The sequence below is a fragment of the Nocardia asiatica NBRC 100129 genome (assembly GCF_000308415.1).
GTDB classification, from domain to species: domain Bacteria; phylum Actinomycetota; class Actinomycetes; order Mycobacteriales; family Mycobacteriaceae; genus Nocardia; species Nocardia asiatica.
Window position 1 is genome coordinate 106,089 of sequence record NZ_BAFS01000209.1, and the last position, 17,964, is coordinate 124,052.

Genomic DNA, 17,964 nt, shown 5'->3' on the forward strand with positions numbered 1-17,964 from the left:
AGTGGTAGTGACAGGGACACCCTCGCGGCGTCGAGCCTTGTTAGGTTCGACGGGTGAGCGACAACGAACTCGGGCTCTTCCTGCGCACCCGCCGCGAAGCGGTGACGCCCGCCCAGGTCGGCCTGGCCGCCGGTCCGCGGCGGCGCACCCCTGGCTTGCGCCGCGCCGAACTGGCCACCCTGGCCGGGGTGAGCGTGGAGTACGTCACTCGCCTCGAGCAAGGCCGCGACCGGCATCCTTCGCCTCCGGTGCTGTCCGCGCTCGCCGACGCGCTGCGGCTGAGCCCCGCCGAGCGCATCCATCTGCACCGGTTGAGCAAGTCGGTGGACAGCGGATTCACCTGTATGGGCGACGCGCAGCCGCTGCGCGAGGTGCGGCCGACCGTGCGCGCGATCCTGGCGAGACTCGAACCCGCGCCCGCCGTGGTGGTCAACCGCCTCACCGAAGTCCTCGCCTACACCGACGGCTACCACCGGCTGATGGCGCCGACCGGTCTGTTCGACGGACCCCATACGCCGCCGAGCCTGGCGCGTCTCGTCTTCTGCCTGCCCGGCGCCCGGGACTTCTACGCGGACTGGGAGCACGTCGCCGACGAGACGGTCGCCACATTGAAACAGGGGCCGTTCCGCTCCGACCCGCACATCGCCGCCCTCGCCGACGAGTTCACCGTCACCGTGGGCCCTGCCTTCACCCACCGTGTCGACACCGTGCCGAGCTTGGCCGCCGCCACCGGCGTCACCCGTCTGGTCCACCCTGAGACCGGTTCGCTGCGCCTGGCCTACGAGTCGCTCGAACTCTCCGCCGACGACGACCAGCGGGTGATCGTCTACGTGCCCGCCGACGACGCCACCGCCGCCGCGCTCGACGCGCTCGACGGACGCCGCCCGGGCGGACTGCACGCCGTCTCGGGCTGAACGGGCGACGAGCCACGTACCGAGTGGAGTTCGACACACCGCCCGCGCCGACCCGGTCCGACAAGACGACCGATCGGGCGCGGCGGGCCTCCCCGCGCAGGGCGGCACGGTCACCTTCGCCACGAATTCCAATCACCAACTGCGCCAAGCGTGGTCGCCGTTTAGGGTGATAACCCATGAGGCGTCCGTCACAGTTCACCCGCCCGTGGCAGGGTGCGAAGCGAGCGTGTGACGTTCCGGCGATCCGTCCGCTCGGCCCGCGAACGGCGTCACCGGGCCGCGCCGATGCCGTCCCTGGTCATCAGGCGCGCACTCGTGTGCTGCCCGTGCGGAGGGGCAGCTAGGCTTGACCATCGTGCATCCTGACGTTTCCGCTGATCTCGCCGCACTCGACGCCATTTTGAAGACGGTCGAATCGGTCCTCGACATCGACGAGCTGCGCCGTCGTATCGACGAACTCGAGCATCAGGCCGCCGACCCCGAGCTGTGGAACGACCAGGACCACGCCCAGCGGGTCACCAGTGAGCTGTCCCACGTCCAGGGCGAATTGCGCCGGGTGGAGGAGCTGCGCCAGCGCCTCGACGACCTGCCGGTGCTCTACGAACTGGCCGAGGACGAAGAGGGCGAGGCCAAAACCGCCGCGCTCGCCGAGGCCGACGCCGAGCGTGCCGCGCTGCGCGGCGACGTGGAGGCCATGGAGGTCCGCACGCTGCTGTCGGGCGAGTACGACAAGCGCGACGCGCTGGTGAACATCCGGTCCGGCGCCGGTGGCGTGGACGCCGCCGACTGGGCCGAGATGCTGATGCGCATGTACATCCGCTGGGCCGACCGGCACAAGTACGGGGTGGAGGTCTACGACACCTCCTACGCCGAAGAAGCGGGCATCAAGAGCGCCACCTTCGCGGTGAAGACGCCCTACGCCTACGGCACGCTGTCGGTCGAGATGGGCACGCACCGGTTGGTGCGGATCAGCCCGTTCGACAACCAGGGCCGCCGCCAGACCTCCTTCGCCGAAGTCGAGGTGCTACCCGTGGTGGAGACCACCGACCACATCGAGGTGCCGGAGACGGAGATCCGCGTCGACGTGTATCGCTCGTCCGGCCCGGGTGGCCAGAGCGTCAACACGACCGACTCCGCGGTTCGCATCACCCACCTGCCCACCGGCATCGTGGTCACCTGCCAGAACGAGAAGTCCCAGCTCCAGAACAAGATCTCGGCCATGCGGGTGCTGCAGGCCAAGCTCCTGGAGCGCAAGCGGCAGGAAGAGCGCGCCGAGATGGACGCGCTGAAGACCAACGAGGGCGCGTCCTGGGGCAATCAGATGCGCAACTACGTGCTGCACCCGTATCAGATGGTCAAGGACCTGCGGACGAACTACGAGGTCAACAACCCGTCGGCGGTGCTCGACGGGGACATCGACGGGTTCATCGAGTCGGGTATCCGCTGGCGAATGAGGGATAGCGAATAAAGCGATGAGCTGCTTCAGGAGTTGCGGTTTCCGCTGGAGAATGCGAGAGCAGGCGAGCTAGATGAATGTCGCGGGAATCCAGGCGATCGCGTCCACCGGTTTCACCACCTGGCTACGCGGTTCCGGCCTGGAGGTCGTGCTGCTCATACTCGGGGCCATCCTGTTCAGCCGATTCGCCACCTATGTCAGGGACCGGATCACCCGCAAGATCGACGCGGGCTTCCGCAGCAGTGACGCGCTGGTGCGCACCGAGGCGGCCAAGCACCGCCACGCGTTGGCGCAGGTGATCACCTGGGTGGTGCTGACCATCGTCTACGTGCTGATCACCATGGAGGTGCTGCGGCGGCTCGGCTTCGCCGTCACCGGGTTGGTCGCGCCCGCCGCGGTGCTCGGCGCCGCACTCGGTTTCGGCGCGCAGCGCATCGTGCAGGACATCCTCGCCGGATTCTTCCTGATCACCGAGCGGCAGTACGGATTCGGCGATGTGGTCCGCATCGCGGTGACTGGAGCCGCGGACCAGGCGGAGGGTACGGTCGAGGACGTCACGCTGCGGATCACCACGCTGCGCAACGCGGACGGCGAAGTGATCACGGTGCCCAACGGCCAGATCGTGAAAGTCACGAACCTCTCGAAGGACTGGGCGCGCGCCGCGATCGACGTGCCGGTGGCCGCCAGCGCCGACATCACCAGGGTCAACGAGATCCTGCACGAGGTGGGCACGAAGGCATACCAGGACGCTCGCCTGAAGCCCCTGCTGCTCGACGAGCCCACCGTGATGGGTGTGGAAGACCTCACCGTAGACCAGATGAACATCCGGATGGTTGCCCGGACGTTGCCGGGTAAACAGTTCGAAGTCGGACGCGAGCTGCGGGTGCGAGTCGCCGCGGCACTGCGCCGGGAGGGAATCAGTGAGACCACGTAAATCCACCGCGATTCTGATGACAACCTGGGTTGCCACGTTCGTGCTGTACGTATTCGTCAAACCGGACGAGACGAGCACTACGCCGGCCACTCTCGTCAATGCCGTTCCCGCAGCGGTGTTCACGGAAACGCCGGACCGCTGAGCCCGGCCGGACGCGCCGGCGCCGCGCTGTCACCCACGGTTGACGACGCTGGCCGCACCCGGTTGCTGGTTAGACTGGCTCCCCGTGATCACCATGCGGAACGTGACCAAGTCGTACAAGACCTCGACGCGACCCGCGCTGGACAACATCACCGTCGATGTGGGCAAGGGCGAGTTCGTCTTCATCATCGGACCGTCCGGCTCGGGTAAGTCGACCTTCATGCGGTTGCTGCTGAAGGAGGAGACGCCCACCGCGGGCGAGATCAAGGTCGCCGACTTCCGGGTCGACCGGTTGCCCGGCCGCAAGGTGCCCAAGCTGCGCCAGCGCATCGGGTGCGTCTTCCAGGACTTCCGGCTGCTCCAGCAGAAGACCGTGTACCAGAACGTCGCGTTCGCGCTGGAGGTGATCGGCAAGCGCCGCCAGTTCATCGACCGCACCGTCCCCGAGGTGCTCGACATGGTCGGCCTCGGCGGCAAGGCCGACCGGCTGCCGACCGAGCTCTCCGGCGGCGAACAGCAGCGGGTGGCGATCGCGCGGGCCTTCGTGAACCGGCCGCTGGTGCTGCTGGCCGACGAACCGACCGGCAACCTCGACCCGGACACCAGCGGCGACATCATGATGCTGCTGGAGCGGATCAACCGCATCGGCACCACGGTGGTGATGGCCACCCACGACAACCACATCGTCGACGCGATGCGCAGGCGGGTGGTGGAGCTCGATCACGGCCGCCTGGTGCGAGACGAGGCGACGGGCGTCTACGGGGTGGGCCGGTAATGCGCGCGAGCTTCCTCTTCGGCGAGGTCCTCGCTGGCCTGCGCCGCAATGTCACGATGACCATCGCGATGATCCTGACCACCGCGGTCTCGCTCACCATGCTCGGCGGCGGCCTGTTGGCGGTGCGCATCGCGGACAAGACCGAGCAGTACTTCCTCGACCGGCTCGAGGTGCGCCTGTACCTCACCGAGGACGTCTCGGCCAACGACCCGGACTGCTCGCAGGACCCGTGCCGGGCGCTCATGGCCGATCTGAAGGCGACCAGCGGCGTGGAGTCGGTCCAGTTCCTCAACCGGGCGGAGGCGGTCCGGGAGGCCAAGGAGAAGACCTTCAAGGACCAGCCGGAACTCGCCAAGTACGTCAGCGAGACGCCGCTGCCCGCGTCGCTGCGCGTGAAGATGGAGAACGCCGAACTCTATCCCACGATCTACGAGAAGTTCTACGACCGCCCCGGCGTCGGCATGGTGCGCAACGACAAGGACATCGTGGACCGGCTGGTCAGCCTGTTCGACGGGTTGCGCAACGCGGCGTTCGGCCTGGCCGTGCTGCAGGCGCTGGCCGCGGTGATGCTGATCGCGAACATGGTGCAGATCGCCGCGTTCACCCGCCGCACCGAGGTCGGCATCATGCGGCTGGTCGGCGCGACCCGCTGGTATACCCAGTTGCCTTTCCTGCTCGAGGCGGTGGCCGCGGCGCTGGCGGGCTCGGTGCTGGCGATGCTGGGCCTGCTCATCGCCCGCCCGCTGGTGATCGACCGCGCCCTCGGCGACCTGTTCGCCAGCAAGGTGTTCCCGCGCATCACCGGCGAGGACATCGCGATGACCGCCCTGGTCATCGCCCCGGTCGGCATCGTCTTCGCGGCGATCACGGCCTACGCGACGCTGCGCTACTACGTGCGCGAGTGATCGCCCGAGCCGGTGGCCGCCGAGCCACCGGCTCGACCGCGGGCAGTTGAGCCCGCTTCGATCGTCCTCGGACGCACAGCACCAGGTCGGTTAATTCCAGTCGACTCGGAACGAATCGGCAGGTCGGCGGCGGAGCCGCGCTGCGGCTTCAGCACGCGGGCGAGACGGTGATGGCCCACGCTGCGCTCGGGGCCGTAAGTCTCGATGGATGTGTCGGTATCCCACACACTTGATTTGCTGGAGCCGAGCCGCTGCGCGGTTCCGATACCCAGGCCATAGCTTCTGCACCGGATCAGGCACGGATAGTGCGGCCGACCTGGGAACAGCGGTGGCGCGGACGACGGCGGGTCGTCGACTGCCCACCTTTGGGCACTCGTCCAGCAAAGCGCGGATTTCTTGCGTATTCTTCCCCCTCGACGCCGTTCTTACTCAGCAGTAAGATAGCCTTACTCCGGAGTAAGATAGCTGGGGACAGACCGCACCGAACCCATCCGAGAAAACAGGTGATGATGAGCACTCGAGACAGCGCAACGAAGCGACGTCCAGACACGTCCGCGGTCGGCCTGAACCAACCCAAGCGGGATTGGATGGGCGCGGCGATGCGGGTCATGACGACCCTCACCGGGTCGGAACTCGCCGAGAAGTACAACCTGCGCAAGCCGATCGAGCGCGTCACCTACGAGGGCACCAAGACCGGCTTCCGCACGCTCGGCGCCGCGACGCGCGCCTTCGCCAAGGTCGCGGGCACCGGCGCGCCGAAGCGCCTGGCCTCCAACGAGGCGAAGAACAAGGACTTCTTCGACCTGACGCCGACCGACGAGCAGCAGATGATCGTCGAGACGGTGCGGGAGTTCGCCGCCGAGATCCTGCGCCCGGCCGCCTACGAGGCCGACAACGCCGCCGAGGCGCCGCGCGACCTGCTCGAGCGCGCCGCCGAACTCGGCATCACCTTGATCAACGTCCCCGAGGAACTCGAGGGTGCGGCCTCCGAGCGCGGCGCGGTGACCAACGCCCTGGTCGCCGAGGCGCTCGCGCACGGCGACATGGGTCTGGCCCTGCCCATCCTGGCGCCCAGCGGTGTCGCGGTCGCGCTCGCGCAGTGGGGCAGCGACGCGCAGCAGAAGACCTACCTGCCGTCGTTCACCGGCGAGAACGTGCCGCAGGCCTCGGTCGTGATCAGCGAGCCGCGTCCGCTGTTCGACCCGTTCGCGCTCGACACCAAGGCGGTGCGCTCGCCGAGCGGCTACCGCCTCTCGGGCGTGAAGAGCCTGGTTCCCGCCGCGGCCGACGCCGAGCTGTTCCTGGTCGCCGCCGAACTCGACGGTCGCCCGGCGCTGTTCATCGTCGAGTCGGACGCGCCCGGCCTGGTGGTGGAGGCCGACCCGAGCATGGGTCTGCGCGCCGCCGGCCTGGGCCGGCTCATCCTGGACAACGTCGCGGTCGGCGCCGACGCCGTCCTGGGCGACGGTGACGCCGCCACCCGCGCCGAGGAGTACGCCGACGCGGTGCGCCTGGCCCGTCTCGGCTGGGCTTCGCTCGCCGCGGGCACCGGTAAGGCCGTGCTGGACTACGTGATCCCGTACGTCAACGAGCGCGAAGCGTTCGGCGAGCCGATCTCGCACCGCCAGGCGGTGGCGTTCATGGTCGCCAACATCGCGATCGAACTCGACGGGATGCGGCTGGTCACCCTGCGCGGCGCTTCCCGCGCCGAGCAGGGCCTGTCCTTCGGCCGCGAGGCGGCGCTGGCCAGGAAGCTCGCCACCGACAAGGGCATGCAGATCGGCCTCGACGGCGTGCAGCTGCTCGGCGGTCACGGCTTCACCAAGGAACACCCGGTCGAGCGCTGGTACCGCGATCTGCGGGCCATCGGCGTCGCCGAAGGTGTCGTGCTCATCTAACCGGCCCGTTCCGTTTTCAGGAGACCTCCCCATGATCAACCTCGAACTCCCCAAGAAGCTGCGGGCCAGCGCGAACCAGGCGCACCAGGTCGCGCAGGAGATCTTCCGCCCGATCTCGCGCAAGTACGACCTCGCCGAACACGACTACCCGGTCGAGCTGGACACCATGGCCGCCATGGTCGAGGGTCTGGCCGACTCGGGCACCCAGAAGATCGGCGGCGCCGCCGGCGGCCGTTCCGACGACAGCGAAAGCGACCGCCACGCCACCGAGCTGCTCGGGAACACCAACGGCGGCAACATGTCCGCCCTGCTGAACGCGCTGGAGACCTCGTGGGGCGATGTCGGCCTCATGTTGTCGATCCCCTACCAGGGCCTGGGCAACGCGGCCATCGCCGCCGTCGCCACCGACGAGCAGCTCGAGCGCTTCGGCAAGGTGTGGGCCTCGATGGCGATCACCGAGCCGTCCTTCGGTTCCGACTCCGCCGCCGTGTCCACCACCGCCGTGCTCGACGGCGACGAGTGGGTGCTCAACGGCGAGAAGATCTTCGTCACGGCCGGTCAGCGCTCGACCCACATCGTGGTGTGGGCGACGGTGGACAAGAGCCTCGGGCGCGCGGCGATCAAGTCGTTCGTCGTGCCGCGTGACGCTCCCGGCCTCTCGGTGGCGCGGCTCGAGCACAAACTCGGCATCAAGGCCTCGGACACCGCCGTGCTGCTGCTGCAGGACTGCCGGATTCCCAAGGACAACATCCTCGGCAGCCCGGAAGTCAACGTGGAGAAGGGTTTCGCCGGGGTCATGCAGACCTTCGACAACACCCGCCCGCTCGTCGCCGCGATGGCGATCGGCGTCGCCCGCGCCGCGCTGGAAGAGTTGCGCTCGATCCTGACCGCGGCCGGCGTGGAGATCTCCTACGACACCCCGGTCAACAACCAGCATGCCGCCGCCGCCGAATTCCTGCGGATGGAAGCCGATTACGAGTCCGCCTACCTGCTCGCCCTGCGCGCGGCCTGGATGGCCGACAACAAGAAACCCAACTCGCTCGAGGCGTCCATGTCGAAGGCGAAGGCTGGCCGCACCGGCACCGACGTCACGCTCAAGGCCGTCGAACTGGCCGGCGCGATCGGCTACTCCCAGCGCACCCTGCTGGAGAAGTGGGGCCGCGACTCGAAGATCCTCGACATCTTCGAAGGCACCCAGCAGATCCAACAGCTCATCGTGGCGCGCCGCGTCCTCGGCAAGACCAGCGCCGAGCTGAAGTGACGCCGAACTAGGCGATCCGACGACGAATTCCGGTGCGAGCTTCTCGGACTCGCACCGGATTTTCGTTTCCTGAGCAACGATTGAAGCGAATGACGGTTCCAAGGGCCACATTTGGCGATAGTGCGGCTATGGACGTCCGAGAAGACGGAGGGCAGCTCGAACACTCCGATCGGTCAGTCCGGCTGACTCCGGGCGCGGCGAGCGAGCTGATCTGCGGTGAAGTCGGCTGTCCAGAGCGGTTGGAGCATGTGCCAATCGGCGGGATGCGCGGCGATACCGGCGGCGAATCGGTCTGCCAGCGCCTGGGTGGTATCGCGCACTCCACGGCTGGTGTCGATGGGGGCATCGACACGAACTCCCCATCCGTCGGGGGTGTACCAGCAGTGCACGGGAAGCAGCGGCGCGCCGGTGTCGATCGCCAGTCGCGCCGGACCGGCCGGCAGCCGAGCCGGTTCACCGAAGAAGGCGACCGGCACTCCCCGGCCCGACAGGTCGCGTTCACCCAGCAGCCCGACTATTCTTCCCTGCCGGATACGGGCGATCAGCTGGGGGAACGGCGGCGCCGCGGCGCCGGTGAGCGGGATGATCTCGAACCCCAGGCTCTCGCGGAAGCGAACGAAACGCTGGAACAGCGATTCCGGCGCGAGCCGCTCCGCGACGACGGTGGGCGAGCCCACGCGCTGCACCAGCCACACTCCCGCCAGGTCCCAATTACCGCTGTGCGGTAGGGCGAGTACGGCGCCGGTGCCGCGTTCGACCGCTCGGTGGATGTGTTCGAGCCCGGTGGCCGAGGATTCGATGGTGTCGGCCAGTCGTACCGGGTCCATCGACGGCAGCCGAAAGGCTTCGCGCCAGTAGCGGGCATAGGAGCGCAGGCTCGCCCGGACCAGCGTGTGCGGCACCTCCTCGGGTGTGGTGCCCAATACCCGGGCGAGATTGCGGCGCAATTGGTTCGGGCCACCGTCGCGGCCCGCGCGGTCGGCCGCCGCGTCGAAGAGGCGGACGGCCAGTGGTTCCGGCAAGGCGCGTACCAGCCGCCAGCAGGCGGCGTATCCCAGGTCCCATGCCCGGCCGGCCGGATGCACTAATCGCCGCCGGATTCGACCGATCCCGCTTCGTCGATCGCCGCCGAAGGCGCCGCGGTGACGACGTCGCTGAAAACGGGCAGACGAACCGCACCGAGGTCAGGCGCGTCGACCTCGGCGGCCTCAGCCGGGTGGCTGAACAAAGGATGCCGGTTACTTCGATGCATTTCTGGATTCTCCGCTCACTTGCGATCGATGACGCCCGAGTGGGTGGCCTACCGTACAGATACGGTCGCCGCCGCCGCCGATCCGGCGGTCGCCTCGAAACCCACACTACCCTCGCCCAGACCATACGGAACGGTTTTTATCGACGAGGCACTGTGGAGGCCCTCGCCCACGGCTGGAACGCTAGCGCCATGATAGGGCGCGTGAGCGTCGAACTCGGTCGTCGGCCCGTTCTCGCTGCGGCCGAAAACCGCTGCGGCCGCTGAAATCCGTATGCTCGCCCTCACTGACGAGCAGGCCGCTGCGTCCGTCTACAACTGAGCGCGTAGTCTCCGGCTCCCGCCGCCGCGGGGGCCGGAGACTTCGGTTTGTCCGAGATTTCGTAGTTCCGTAGCTTTTGCAGTCGTGAATCTGGAAGACCGAGTCGCCGAGTTGGAGTGGCGGCTCAGCGAGCTTGAAGAGAAACTGCGGCCGGAGACCCTCCCGGCCGACACCGAGCAGTGGGCGGTGACCCGCCTGCAGGACGAGTTCGCGGCGGCCGACGAGCCCAACGGCGGCGTCGTCTTCGCCGGGTCGGTCCGCCTGCCCAACGATCAGCAGCGCGAATGGCAGGCCCGGTTCACCACCGGCGACCTCATCGAGGACGACTGGGCCGAGACCGCGGAATGCCTTGCCGCGCTGGGCAGCCCGGTCCGGCTGCGCCTGCTGCGCGAGATCATGGGCGGACGCAGAACCGCCGCCGAACTGGCCGGGGTGGACGGGGTGGGCACCTCCGGCCAGATCTACCACCATCTGCGTCAGCTGGCCGCGGTCGGCTGGCTGCACACCGCGGGCCGCGGGCGATTCGAGGTCCCCGCCGCCCGGGTGGTTCCCCTACTGGTCGCCCTGGCCAGCGCCCGCCGCTGAGTCGGGCGCCGCGCCGGCGGCGACGTACCCGGCGGTGGCGAGTAGTCCACCGATCTGCTCGTATGCCGCCCGTTCCCGGGGCGCGACCGTCGCCAGGCCGTCGACGTAGCGATTGAACATGCAGAAGGCGGCCGCGACCAGCACAGCGTCGTGAATGTCCTCGTCCGCGGCGCCCGCGGCCCGCGCGTTCTCCACGTCCGCCGGGGTCACCTCGAGCCCCGACTGCCGCACCTTGTCCGCGATCCGCAGCAGCGCCCGCAGCTTCGGATCGATCGCGGCGGAGTCCACGTCCTCGATGACCGCATCGATCAGGTCACGGCCGCCGTCCACCAGCACCGCCGCGGTCGCCGCGTGCGACTGCGTGCAGAAATAGGTCCGGTTGCGCGCGGACACGTACGCGGCGATGGTTTCACGCTCCCCCGGCGTCAGCGGCGAAGTGCCGCGCAGCAGCGTCTGCGCCAGTTCGCTCAGCGCCGCGCCGGTTTCGGGTTTGAAAGCGAACAGGCCCCGGATGCCGGGCAGGTCGCCGGGAACATCGATGAACGGGTTCCGGTCCGTCGGATCGGACATTGGCCGCGTCTCCCTTCGAGCGGTCTCGAGACGTTGCGAGGGTATCCCTACCGGCCGGTAACAGCGGGCGAAATGACCGAATCGAACCGAGAACCGCCCCCCACCTGCGGCGGACGCAACCCAAACGAGACGGATTTGTCCGTTTTAGTTGTGACCTGCCACACTCCGCACTGCTACGGTGGCAAGTCAACACGCCGTACCGGTTCGCTAGGTCGAGGACCGAAGCGAGGGTTTTGTGGAGGTTTTTCGACATGACTTTGGCCCACAAGCTGGAGGCCGTGAAGGCGCTAGGGGTGCTGCGCAGCCGGGGTGTCACCGATCCGAAGAAGCCGCTGGAGACATTGCGGACGATGAAGGAATCGCGCATCCTCGGCCCCCAGGCGACGCTCATCCGGCACTCCGCGCGAGTGGCCCCGGACGCGCCGGGCATCGTGGACGAGGCAGGCGCGCTTACCTACCGCGAGCTGGACGACCGATCGACGGCGATCGCACGCGGCTTGCAGTCGGCGGGCATCACCGAGGGGATGGTGATCGGCGTCCTCGCGCGCGATCACCGTGGCCTGATCCTGGCCATGGCCGCCGCGGGCAAGCTCGGCGTCCGGGTCGCGCTGATGAACACCGGGTTCGCCAAGCCGCAGTTCGCTGAGGTGTGCGCGCGCGAGAAGGTCAAGGCGGTGCTGCACGACAGCGAGTTCCTCGGCCTGCTCGACGCGCTGCCCGCCGACCTGCCGCGCTACCTCACGTGGGTCGACGAGGGCACCGCGCTGCCCGCAGGCGCGCAGACGCTCGACGACCTGGTCGCCGCGAACTCCACCGAGCCGCTGCCCGCGCCGAGCAAGCCCGGCGGCTTCATCATCCTGACCAGCGGCACCACCGGCCTGCCGAAGGGTGCGCCGCGCACCAAGGTCACGCCGCTGTCCACGGCGCAGCTGGTCGACCGCATCCCGTTCCCGCAGCGGGGCACCCAGGTGATCGTCTCGCCGATCTTCCACAGCACCGGCCTGGCCACCTGGCTGGTCGGGGCGGCCCTGTCCAACACGGTGGTGGTGCGCCGCCGGTTCGACGCCGAGGCCACGCTCGCCATGGTCGCCGATCACAAGGCCGACATGCTGGTGGCGGTGCCCACGATGCTGCACCGGATGGTCGAGCTCGACCCGGCGATCCGGGCGAAGTACGACACGTCCTCGCTGAAGGCGATCGTGCTGGCCGGTTCGGCGCTGTCCCCCGAACTCACCATCAAGGCCACCGAGGCGTTCGGCCCGGTGCTCTACAACCTGTACGGCTCGACCGAGTGCGCCGTCGCGACCGTGGGCACCCCGGAGGACCTCGCTCTCGCACCGGGCACCGTCGGGCGCGCGCCGATCACCTGCGAGGTGCGGCTCTACGACGAGAACGACCAGCGCGTCACCGCCGTCAACACCACGGGTCGCATCTTCATCCGCAGCGGCGCGCCGTTCGAGGGCTACACCGACGGCAGGCACAAGCAGATCATCGACGGCTACATGTCCAGCGGCGACGTCGGCCACTTCGACGAGAACGGCCTGCTCATGGTGGACGGCCGGGACGACGACATGATCGTCTCCGGCGGCGAGAACGTCTTCCCGCAGGAGGTGGAGAACCTGCTGCTGGAGCGGCCGGACGTCTTCGACGTCGCCGTGGTCGGCGTGGACGACGTGGAGTTCGGCAAGCGGTTGCGCGCCTTCGTCGTTCCCGAACCGGGCCATTCGCCCGACGGCGAGGAGATCAAGGCGTACGTCAAGAACACCCTGGCGCGCTACAAGGTGCCGCGCGAGGTGGTCTTCCTCGACGACCTGCCGCGCAACGCGACCGGCAAGCTGCTGCGCCGCGTGCTGGTGGACTACGAGGTCCAGGCCTGATCGACGGGCGGGGTGAGTGGCGCGCTCACCCCGCTACCAGCAGGTAGCTTGAGCTGAGATACGTGACACATCCGGTTACAGGAGCTTGCTAGTGTAAGCACCAGCACTGGCACTCGAAATTGCGGTTCGCACCACTCGGAGGATCACCGGGTGGCACCGTCGGAAGGTTGTCGTCGATGTCTCTTTCCCTCCCGGCGCTCGGTGGCACCGCCCGCAAGGCGGGCGATCTGGCCCTAGGCGTGAACGTGATGGTCAAGCGGCGGCTGTTCAATCCGCTGCGCCCCGACCATGCGGCGCGGTCGGCGTTCAACGTCTTGAAGTTCGGGCCGTTCGCCGGTGTCGTCATGCACGCCGCGCAGACCAGGCCGGAGGCCGCGGCGATCGTCGACGAACGCGGGGAGTTGACCTTCGGCCAGCTCAACGAACAGTCCAACGCCCTGGCCCGCGGCTTGCAGAACAAGGGCATCAATCCCGGTGACGTGGTGGCGATCCTGGCGCGCGATCACCGCGGCATGGTGCTGAGCCTGCTGGCCACCGGCAAGCTCGGCGTGCGCGGCGTGCTGATGAACACCGGGTTCGCCAAGCCGCAGTTCGCCGACGTGGCCGAGCGTGAGCACGTCAAGGCGGTGCTGCACGACAGCGAGTTCATCGATCTGATGAGCGCCATCCCCGCGGCGATCCCGCGCATCCTGACCTGGGTGGACGAGAAGGACAACGCCGACCCGGCCATTCCGACGATCGACTCGCTGATCGCCGGGCAGTCCGGCGCGCCGCTGCCCGCTCCCGCCAAGCCCGGCGGCATGATCATCCTGACCAGCGGCACCACCGGCACGCCGAAGGGCGCGCCGCGAGATCGGGTGAGCCCGTTCGCCTCCGCGCAGTTCATCGACCGGGTGCCGCTGCCCAACAACGGCACCATGATCATGGCGGCGCCGATCTTCCACGGCACCGGCCTGTCCCAGTTCACCCTCGGTCTCGCGCTGGGCAACCGGGTGATCTTCCAGCAGCGCCGCTTCAACCCCGAGCTGACGCTGGCCAATATCGCGAAGTACCAGGCGGATTCGCTGGTCGTGGTGCCGACCATGCTGCAACGCATCCTCGACCTCGGCGACGACGTGCTGTCGAAGTACGACGTCAGCAGCATGAAGGTGATCTTCGCGGCGGGCTCGGCCATCGCGCCGGACGTGGTGACCCGCACGCTGGACCACTTCAACGACAGCCTCTACAACCTCTACGGCTCCACCGAGTGCGCCGTCATGACCGTCGCGACCCCCGAGGACCTGCGCAAGGCGCCGACCACGGCGGGCAAGGCTCCGGTCGGCATCCGGATCGTGCTGCTGGACGAGAACCGCAAACCGATCACCGAGCCGAACGTCACCGGAACCATTTTCGTGGACAACGGCTTCGCCTTCACCGGCTACACCGACGGCCGCACCAAGGAGGTCGTCGACGGCATGATGTCCAGCGGTGACGTGGGGCATTTCGACTCCGACGGACTGCTGTACATCGACGGCCGCGACGACGACATGATCGTCTCCGGCGGCGAGAACGTCTTCCCGCTCGAGGTGGAGAATCTCATCGCGGGTCGCGACGACATCTTCGAGGCCGCGGTGGTCGGTGTGGACGACCGCGAGTTCGGCAAGCGGCTGCGCGCGTTCGTCGTTCCCGGTCCGGATTCCAAGCGGGACCCGCAGGAGATCAAGGACTACGTCAAGGCGAACCTGGCCCGGTACAAGGTCCCGCGCGAGGTGGTCTTCCTCGACGAGCTGCCCCGCAACGCGACGGGCAAGCTGCTGCGCAAGCCGCTGATCGAGATGGAGGTCGACGCGGGCTGAGTGGCGCGCGTCCGAGGTCTTCCGGGCCGCGCGGCCCGGAAGACCGGGTTTTCCTATTCGGAAACCGCACGTCGCACCGGCTGTCGGCGCGAGCCGATGCGGTCGAGCGCGTGCAATCGGTCGGCTATCATCAGCGGGTGAGTTACGAGTTCGACCGGTCTGCCGCGGCACGTCGCGGCGCCGTCGCGCGGGTGCGCGGTGGCTCGGCCGGTGCGATCTCGGGGGCCGTTTCCGTCGCGGCGCACGGCTGGGCTTCCGGCGGCATGCTGCCGGATACCACCGCGCTGGCGCTGCTCGCCGCAGCGTCGGCCGTGATCGGCGCGCTGGTGGCGGGTTCGGCCCCGCTGCGCGACACGTCGGCCGGGTTGGTCGCGGCGCTGGTCGCCGGACAGCTGCTCGGTCACTTCACCATGGGTCTCGACTCGGGCCACCTGCATCACGGTGACGCCCAGTTGACTCCGGCCATGCTCGTCGCGCACGTGTGCGCGGCGGTCGCGGCCGCCATCGTGATCCGCGGCGCGGAAGCTGCCTACCGGATCGGTACCGCGGTGCTGTGCCGCGTCCTTCCGCTGCGGCACACTCTGCCTGCGGTCGCGGACCGCGCTCCTTTGCGTACGGTCCATCGCGATCGAGTCGTCCTGCGTGTGTTCGCCGCCGAGGCGCTGCGCACGAGGGCTCCGCCGCTCGCGGTCGTTCTCTGAATCTTCCCCACACCCGGTGCACGGCGCACGTGGGGTGAGTGCTGCTCACCGCCACGGCATTCCACCGTGCGGCACAGCGTCGCCCCGCACCTTCGTGCCCACGCCTGAGCGTGCGTCCGCGACGCCCAGCCCGGGTCGCGAACCCATACCCCGGACCATGCTTTCGCCTGCGTCCGGCCCGCGGGCTGTCGCCGCACGAATTCGTGGCGCCCGTTCAAGCGGTATCCGCCGTGCGCGGCTACCAGGGGACCACGGTTCGCGTCCCTCCGGGTTCCGCCGTCAGAAACGAAACGACCGTGAGTACAACAGAGACAATCACTTCCGACGCCGACTTACCGGAGCCGTCGGACTCCCCTGGCCCAGGCCGGACCACCGTGCGCAACAGCCTGTACGCGCTGGCCATGCGGCTGCACTTCTACGCGGGGGTGTTCGTCGGGCCGTTCGTTCTCATCGCCGCCGTCACCGGCGCGCTCTACGCGATAGCGCCGACCTTGGAGTCGATCGCGTCGCGTGACCTGCTTACCGTCACCCAGAGCGGAACGCCGAAGCCGCTGTCGGAGCAGGTCGGCTCGGCCATCGCCACGCGGCCGGACCTGCACCTCGTCGCCGTCGCACCCGCCGCGGGCGCCGAAGACAGCACCCGGGTGCTGTTCAGCGACCCGTCGCTGGGTGAATCCGAGCGGCGGGCGGTGTTCGTGAACCCGTACACCGCGCAGCCCGTGGGCGATTCCGTCGTCTACGGCAGCTCGGGAGCACTGCCGATGCGCACGTGGATCGACCGTCTGCACCGCGACCTGCACCTGGGCGAGCCCGGCCGGCTCTACAGCGAGCTCGCCGCGTCCTGGCTGTGGATCGTGGCGCTGGCCGGTCTGGTCCTGTGGGTACGCCGGGTACGCAACCGCCGGGCCCGAAACGGCTGGGGCTGGCTGCTGGCCGCCGACCGTTCGCAGCGCGCGCGGGGGCGCACCCTCAACTGGCACGGCGCGGTCGGGATGTGGGTGCTTCCCTTGGCGCTGCTGCTGTCGGTGACCGGGATGACCTGGTCGGCCTACGCGGGCGCGAACATCACCGAACTGCGTGAGCAGTTCAACTGGACCACACCGGCGGTCAGCATCGCGCTCCCCGGAGCTGTTGCGTCCGAGCCGCATTCGAGCTCCGATCACCACGGCGGCGGCCACACCGAGCACGCCTCCGCAGACTCGGCCGAACAGGTCACTCAGCTGGATCGGGTGTACGCCACCGCTCGCGCCGACGGCATCACCCAGGCGGTGGAGATCGCCGTCCCGGCCGCGCCGGGCAAGGCGTTCGCGGTGAAGGAACGCCGGATGCCGGGCACGTACACCGTCGACTCGGTCGCCGTCGACGGTGCTACCGGGGCCGTCACCGATCGTCTGTCCTACGCGGACTGGCCTTTGATGGCCAAACTCACCAACTGGGGTATCCAGTTCCACATGGGCCTGATGTTCGGGCTGCTCAATCAGTTGCTGCTGCTCGCCGCGATGATCGGACTGATCACCGTGGTCGTGCGCGGCTACCTGATGTGGTGGCGCAGGCGGCCGACCCGGGATGCGGGCCGGATCGCCGCGGGCCGGGCTCCGCGGCGCGGCGCGCTGCGCAAGACCTCGCTGTGGCTGGCCGTACCGCTGGTGGCCGCCGGGCTGGTGGTGGGTTGGTTCGTCCCGCTGGTCGGAGCGAGCCTGCTCGCCTTCCTCGCGATCGACGTGCTGATCGGCCTGGCCGGACGGGTGCGCGCCGCCGCTTAACCACACACCCGCGGGCGCAGGCCCGTTCCTCCCGCGACCTACCGAACGTCATTGGTATGGCCGTCGCTTCGCCATGCCTTCGAAACAAAGGATTTCCGATGCAGATCACGAAACTAGCCCTGGCCGCCGCGTTCACGACCGCTGCTCTGAGCATCGCCGCGGGCACCGGTTCCGCCGAAGTCGCTCCGGTGGACAGCACGTCTGTCGAGACCGCGACCGCCGACACCGCGACCGCCGAGGCGATCGGCTTCACCGCTCACGCCACCGAGACGGCCAGTGTCATCACCACCGATTCCGGCTCGCTGGTGGTCGAGGATCAGGTGGTGAAGCTGAAGGCCGCCGACGGCACCGTCGTCGCGGGCGCACCCTTGACCTTCCGGGTCGACGAGTTCGAATTCCCCATCGTCGCGGAGATTTCCGAACGCACCGCGACCCTCACCCCGCAATTCGACCTCGCCCACGCCAGCTACAAGCCGGTCGCCCTGCCGTTCGAGGATAAGGCGCCGTGGAAGACCGAGTACGACCGTGAACAGGCCGCCTGGTCCCGCATGACCAGCACCATCTCCATGGGCGCCACCATCGGCACCCTCGTCGGCGGCATCGGCGGCGCGTCGGTGGGCTGCATCCTCGGCGGCATCGCCGGAGCGACCGTCGCCGCCGCCACCATCGTCGGCATGTTCGGCCCGTTCATCCCGGCCGCCGCCGTCGGCTGCCTCGGCGGCATCGTCGCCGTCGGCGCCCTCGGCACGGTCGCGGGCCAGATCCTGGTAACGGCTCC

17 protein-coding genes are annotated in these 17,964 nt (G+C 68.7%); 14 read left to right on the plus strand and 3 right to left on the minus strand.

Annotation, left to right across the window (positions count from 1 at the left end):
• Nucleotides 1–53 precede the first annotated feature (53 nt).
• The 8 genes from ON27_RS20510 (at nt 54) to ON27_RS20540 (ending at nt 8,284) form a co-directional block, all read left to right on the plus strand.
• Entirely contained in the window at nt 54–914 is an 861-nt protein-coding gene (locus ON27_RS20510) for a helix-turn-helix transcriptional regulator (protein ID WP_043729949.1), read from the plus strand.
• A 355-nt stretch (nt 915–1,269) separates the two neighbouring features.
• Nucleotides 1,270–2,382 carry a peptide chain release factor 2 gene (gene prfB / locus ON27_RS20515; RefSeq protein WP_043730071.1) on the plus strand — a complete coding sequence of 371 codons (1,113 nt, stop codon included), beginning with the start codon at nt 1,270–1,272 and terminating at the stop codon, nt 2,380–2,382.
• Nucleotides 2,383–2,443: 61 nt separating this feature from the next.
• A complete protein-coding gene (locus ON27_RS20520; RefSeq protein ID WP_043729951.1) occupies nt 2,444–3,304 on the plus strand; it encodes a mechanosensitive ion channel family protein in 861 nt (286 codons plus the stop codon).
• A gap of 16 nt (nt 3,305–3,320) precedes the next feature.
• Nucleotides 3,321–3,446: a hypothetical protein gene (locus ON27_RS45395; protein ID WP_280411434.1), complete on the plus strand. Its 126-nt coding sequence runs from the start codon at nt 3,321–3,323 to the stop codon at nt 3,444–3,446.
• 84 nt (nt 3,447–3,530) lie between these two features.
• Nucleotides 3,531–4,220, plus strand: a complete 690-nt coding sequence (gene ftsE, locus ON27_RS20525) for a cell division ATP-binding protein FtsE (RefSeq protein ID WP_043729953.1) — start codon at nt 3,531–3,533, stop codon at nt 4,218–4,220.
• Nucleotides 4,220–5,125 carry a permease-like cell division protein FtsX gene (gene ftsX, locus ON27_RS20530; protein WP_043729956.1) on the plus strand — a complete coding sequence of 302 codons (906 nt, stop codon included), beginning with the start codon at nt 4,220–4,222 and terminating at the stop codon, nt 5,123–5,125. The genes ftsE and ftsX overlap by 1 nt, the downstream gene beginning before the upstream one ends.
• A gap of 503 nt (nt 5,126–5,628) precedes the next feature.
• Nucleotides 5,629–7,023 (plus strand): acyl-CoA dehydrogenase family protein, encoded by a 1,395-nt coding sequence (locus ON27_RS20535; RefSeq protein ID WP_373282772.1) that lies wholly within the window; start codon nt 5,629–5,631, stop codon nt 7,021–7,023.
• Between the two features lie 31 nt (nt 7,024–7,054).
• A complete protein-coding gene (locus ON27_RS20540; protein WP_043729959.1) occupies nt 7,055–8,284 on the plus strand; it encodes an acyl-CoA dehydrogenase family protein in 1,230 nt (409 codons plus the stop codon).
• Nucleotides 8,285–8,457: 173 nt separating this feature from the next.
• Here ON27_RS20540 and ON27_RS20545 read toward each other — a convergent pair whose 3' ends face one another.
• Together ON27_RS20545 and ON27_RS42975 are read right to left on the minus strand one after the other, a co-directional pair.
• The gene (locus tag ON27_RS20545; RefSeq protein ID WP_043729961.1) at nt 8,458–9,369 is read right to left on the minus strand and encodes a phosphatidylinositol mannoside acyltransferase; all 912 of its coding nucleotides are present in this window, start codon (nt 9,367–9,369) and stop codon (nt 8,458–8,460) included.
• The gene (locus ON27_RS42975) at nt 9,369–9,536 is read right to left on the minus strand and encodes a hypothetical protein (RefSeq protein WP_157227257.1); all 168 of its coding nucleotides are present in this window, start codon (nt 9,534–9,536) and stop codon (nt 9,369–9,371) included. Before ON27_RS42975 ends, ON27_RS20545 begins: the two co-directional genes overlap by 1 nt.
• A 403-nt stretch (nt 9,537–9,939) precedes the next feature.
• Here ON27_RS42975 and ON27_RS20550 point away from each other — a divergent pair, with 403 nt between their 5' ends.
• Nucleotides 9,940–10,440: an ArsR/SmtB family transcription factor gene (locus tag ON27_RS20550; protein WP_043729962.1), complete on the plus strand. Its 501-nt coding sequence runs from the start codon at nt 9,940–9,942 to the stop codon at nt 10,438–10,440.
• Here ON27_RS20550 and ON27_RS20555 read toward each other — a convergent pair.
• The gene (locus ON27_RS20555) at nt 10,408–11,010 is read right to left on the minus strand and encodes a carboxymuconolactone decarboxylase family protein (protein ID WP_051046816.1); all 603 of its coding nucleotides are present in this window, start codon (nt 11,008–11,010) and stop codon (nt 10,408–10,410) included. The genes ON27_RS20550 and ON27_RS20555 overlap by 33 nt on opposite strands.
• Before the next feature lie 251 nt (nt 11,011–11,261).
• Here ON27_RS20555 and ON27_RS20560 point away from each other — a divergent pair, with 251 nt between their 5' ends.
• The 5 genes from ON27_RS20560 to ON27_RS20580 form a co-directional block, all read left to right on the plus strand.
• Nucleotides 11,262–12,887 (plus strand): acyl-CoA synthetase, encoded by a 1,626-nt coding sequence (locus ON27_RS20560; protein WP_043729966.1) that lies wholly within the window; start codon nt 11,262–11,264, stop codon nt 12,885–12,887.
• A 176-nt stretch (nt 12,888–13,063) separates the two neighbouring features.
• Nucleotides 13,064–14,722: an acyl-CoA synthetase gene (locus ON27_RS20565; protein WP_043729969.1), complete on the plus strand. Its 1,659-nt coding sequence runs from the start codon at nt 13,064–13,066 to the stop codon at nt 14,720–14,722.
• A gap of 137 nt (nt 14,723–14,859) precedes the next feature.
• On the plus strand, nt 14,860–15,423 hold the full coding sequence (locus tag ON27_RS20570) for a hypothetical protein (protein WP_169334522.1): 564 nt from the start codon (nt 14,860–14,862) through the stop codon (nt 15,421–15,423).
• A 296-nt stretch (nt 15,424–15,719) separates the two neighbouring features.
• Nucleotides 15,720–17,186, plus strand: coding sequence for a PepSY-associated TM helix domain-containing protein (locus tag ON27_RS20575; protein WP_043730079.1), 1,467 nt, complete (start codon nt 15,720–15,722; stop codon nt 17,184–17,186).
• Between the two features lie 98 nt (nt 17,187–17,284).
• The coding region (locus tag ON27_RS20580; RefSeq protein WP_043729972.1) for a DUF8020 domain-containing protein at nt 17,285–17,964 on the plus strand (680 nt) is incomplete at its 3' end.

Coding starts and splice junctions, on each gene's coding strand:
- ON27_RS20520 (WP_043729951.1), top strand. CDS start 2,444: ATGAATGTCGCGGGAATCCAGGCGATCGCGTCCACCGGTTTCACCACC.
- ON27_RS45395 (WP_280411434.1), top strand. CDS start 3,321: ATGACAACCTGGGTTGCCACGTTCGTGCTGTACGTATTCGTCAAACCG.
- ftsX (WP_043729956.1), top strand. CDS start 4,220: ATGCGCGCGAGCTTCCTCTTCGGCGAGGTCCTCGCTGGCCTGCGCCGC.
- ON27_RS20540 (WP_043729959.1), top strand. CDS start 7,055: ATGATCAACCTCGAACTCCCCAAGAAGCTGCGGGCCAGCGCGAACCAG.
- ON27_RS42975 (WP_157227257.1), bottom strand. CDS start 9,536: ATGCATCGAAGTAACCGGCATCCTTTGTTCAGCCACCCGGCTGAGGCC.
- ON27_RS20555 (WP_051046816.1), bottom strand. CDS start 11,010: ATGTCCGATCCGACGGACCGGAACCCGTTCATCGATGTTCCCGGCGAC.
- ON27_RS20560 (WP_043729966.1), top strand. CDS start 11,262: ATGACTTTGGCCCACAAGCTGGAGGCCGTGAAGGCGCTAGGGGTGCTG.
- ON27_RS20565 (WP_043729969.1), top strand. CDS start 13,064: ATGTCTCTTTCCCTCCCGGCGCTCGGTGGCACCGCCCGCAAGGCGGGC.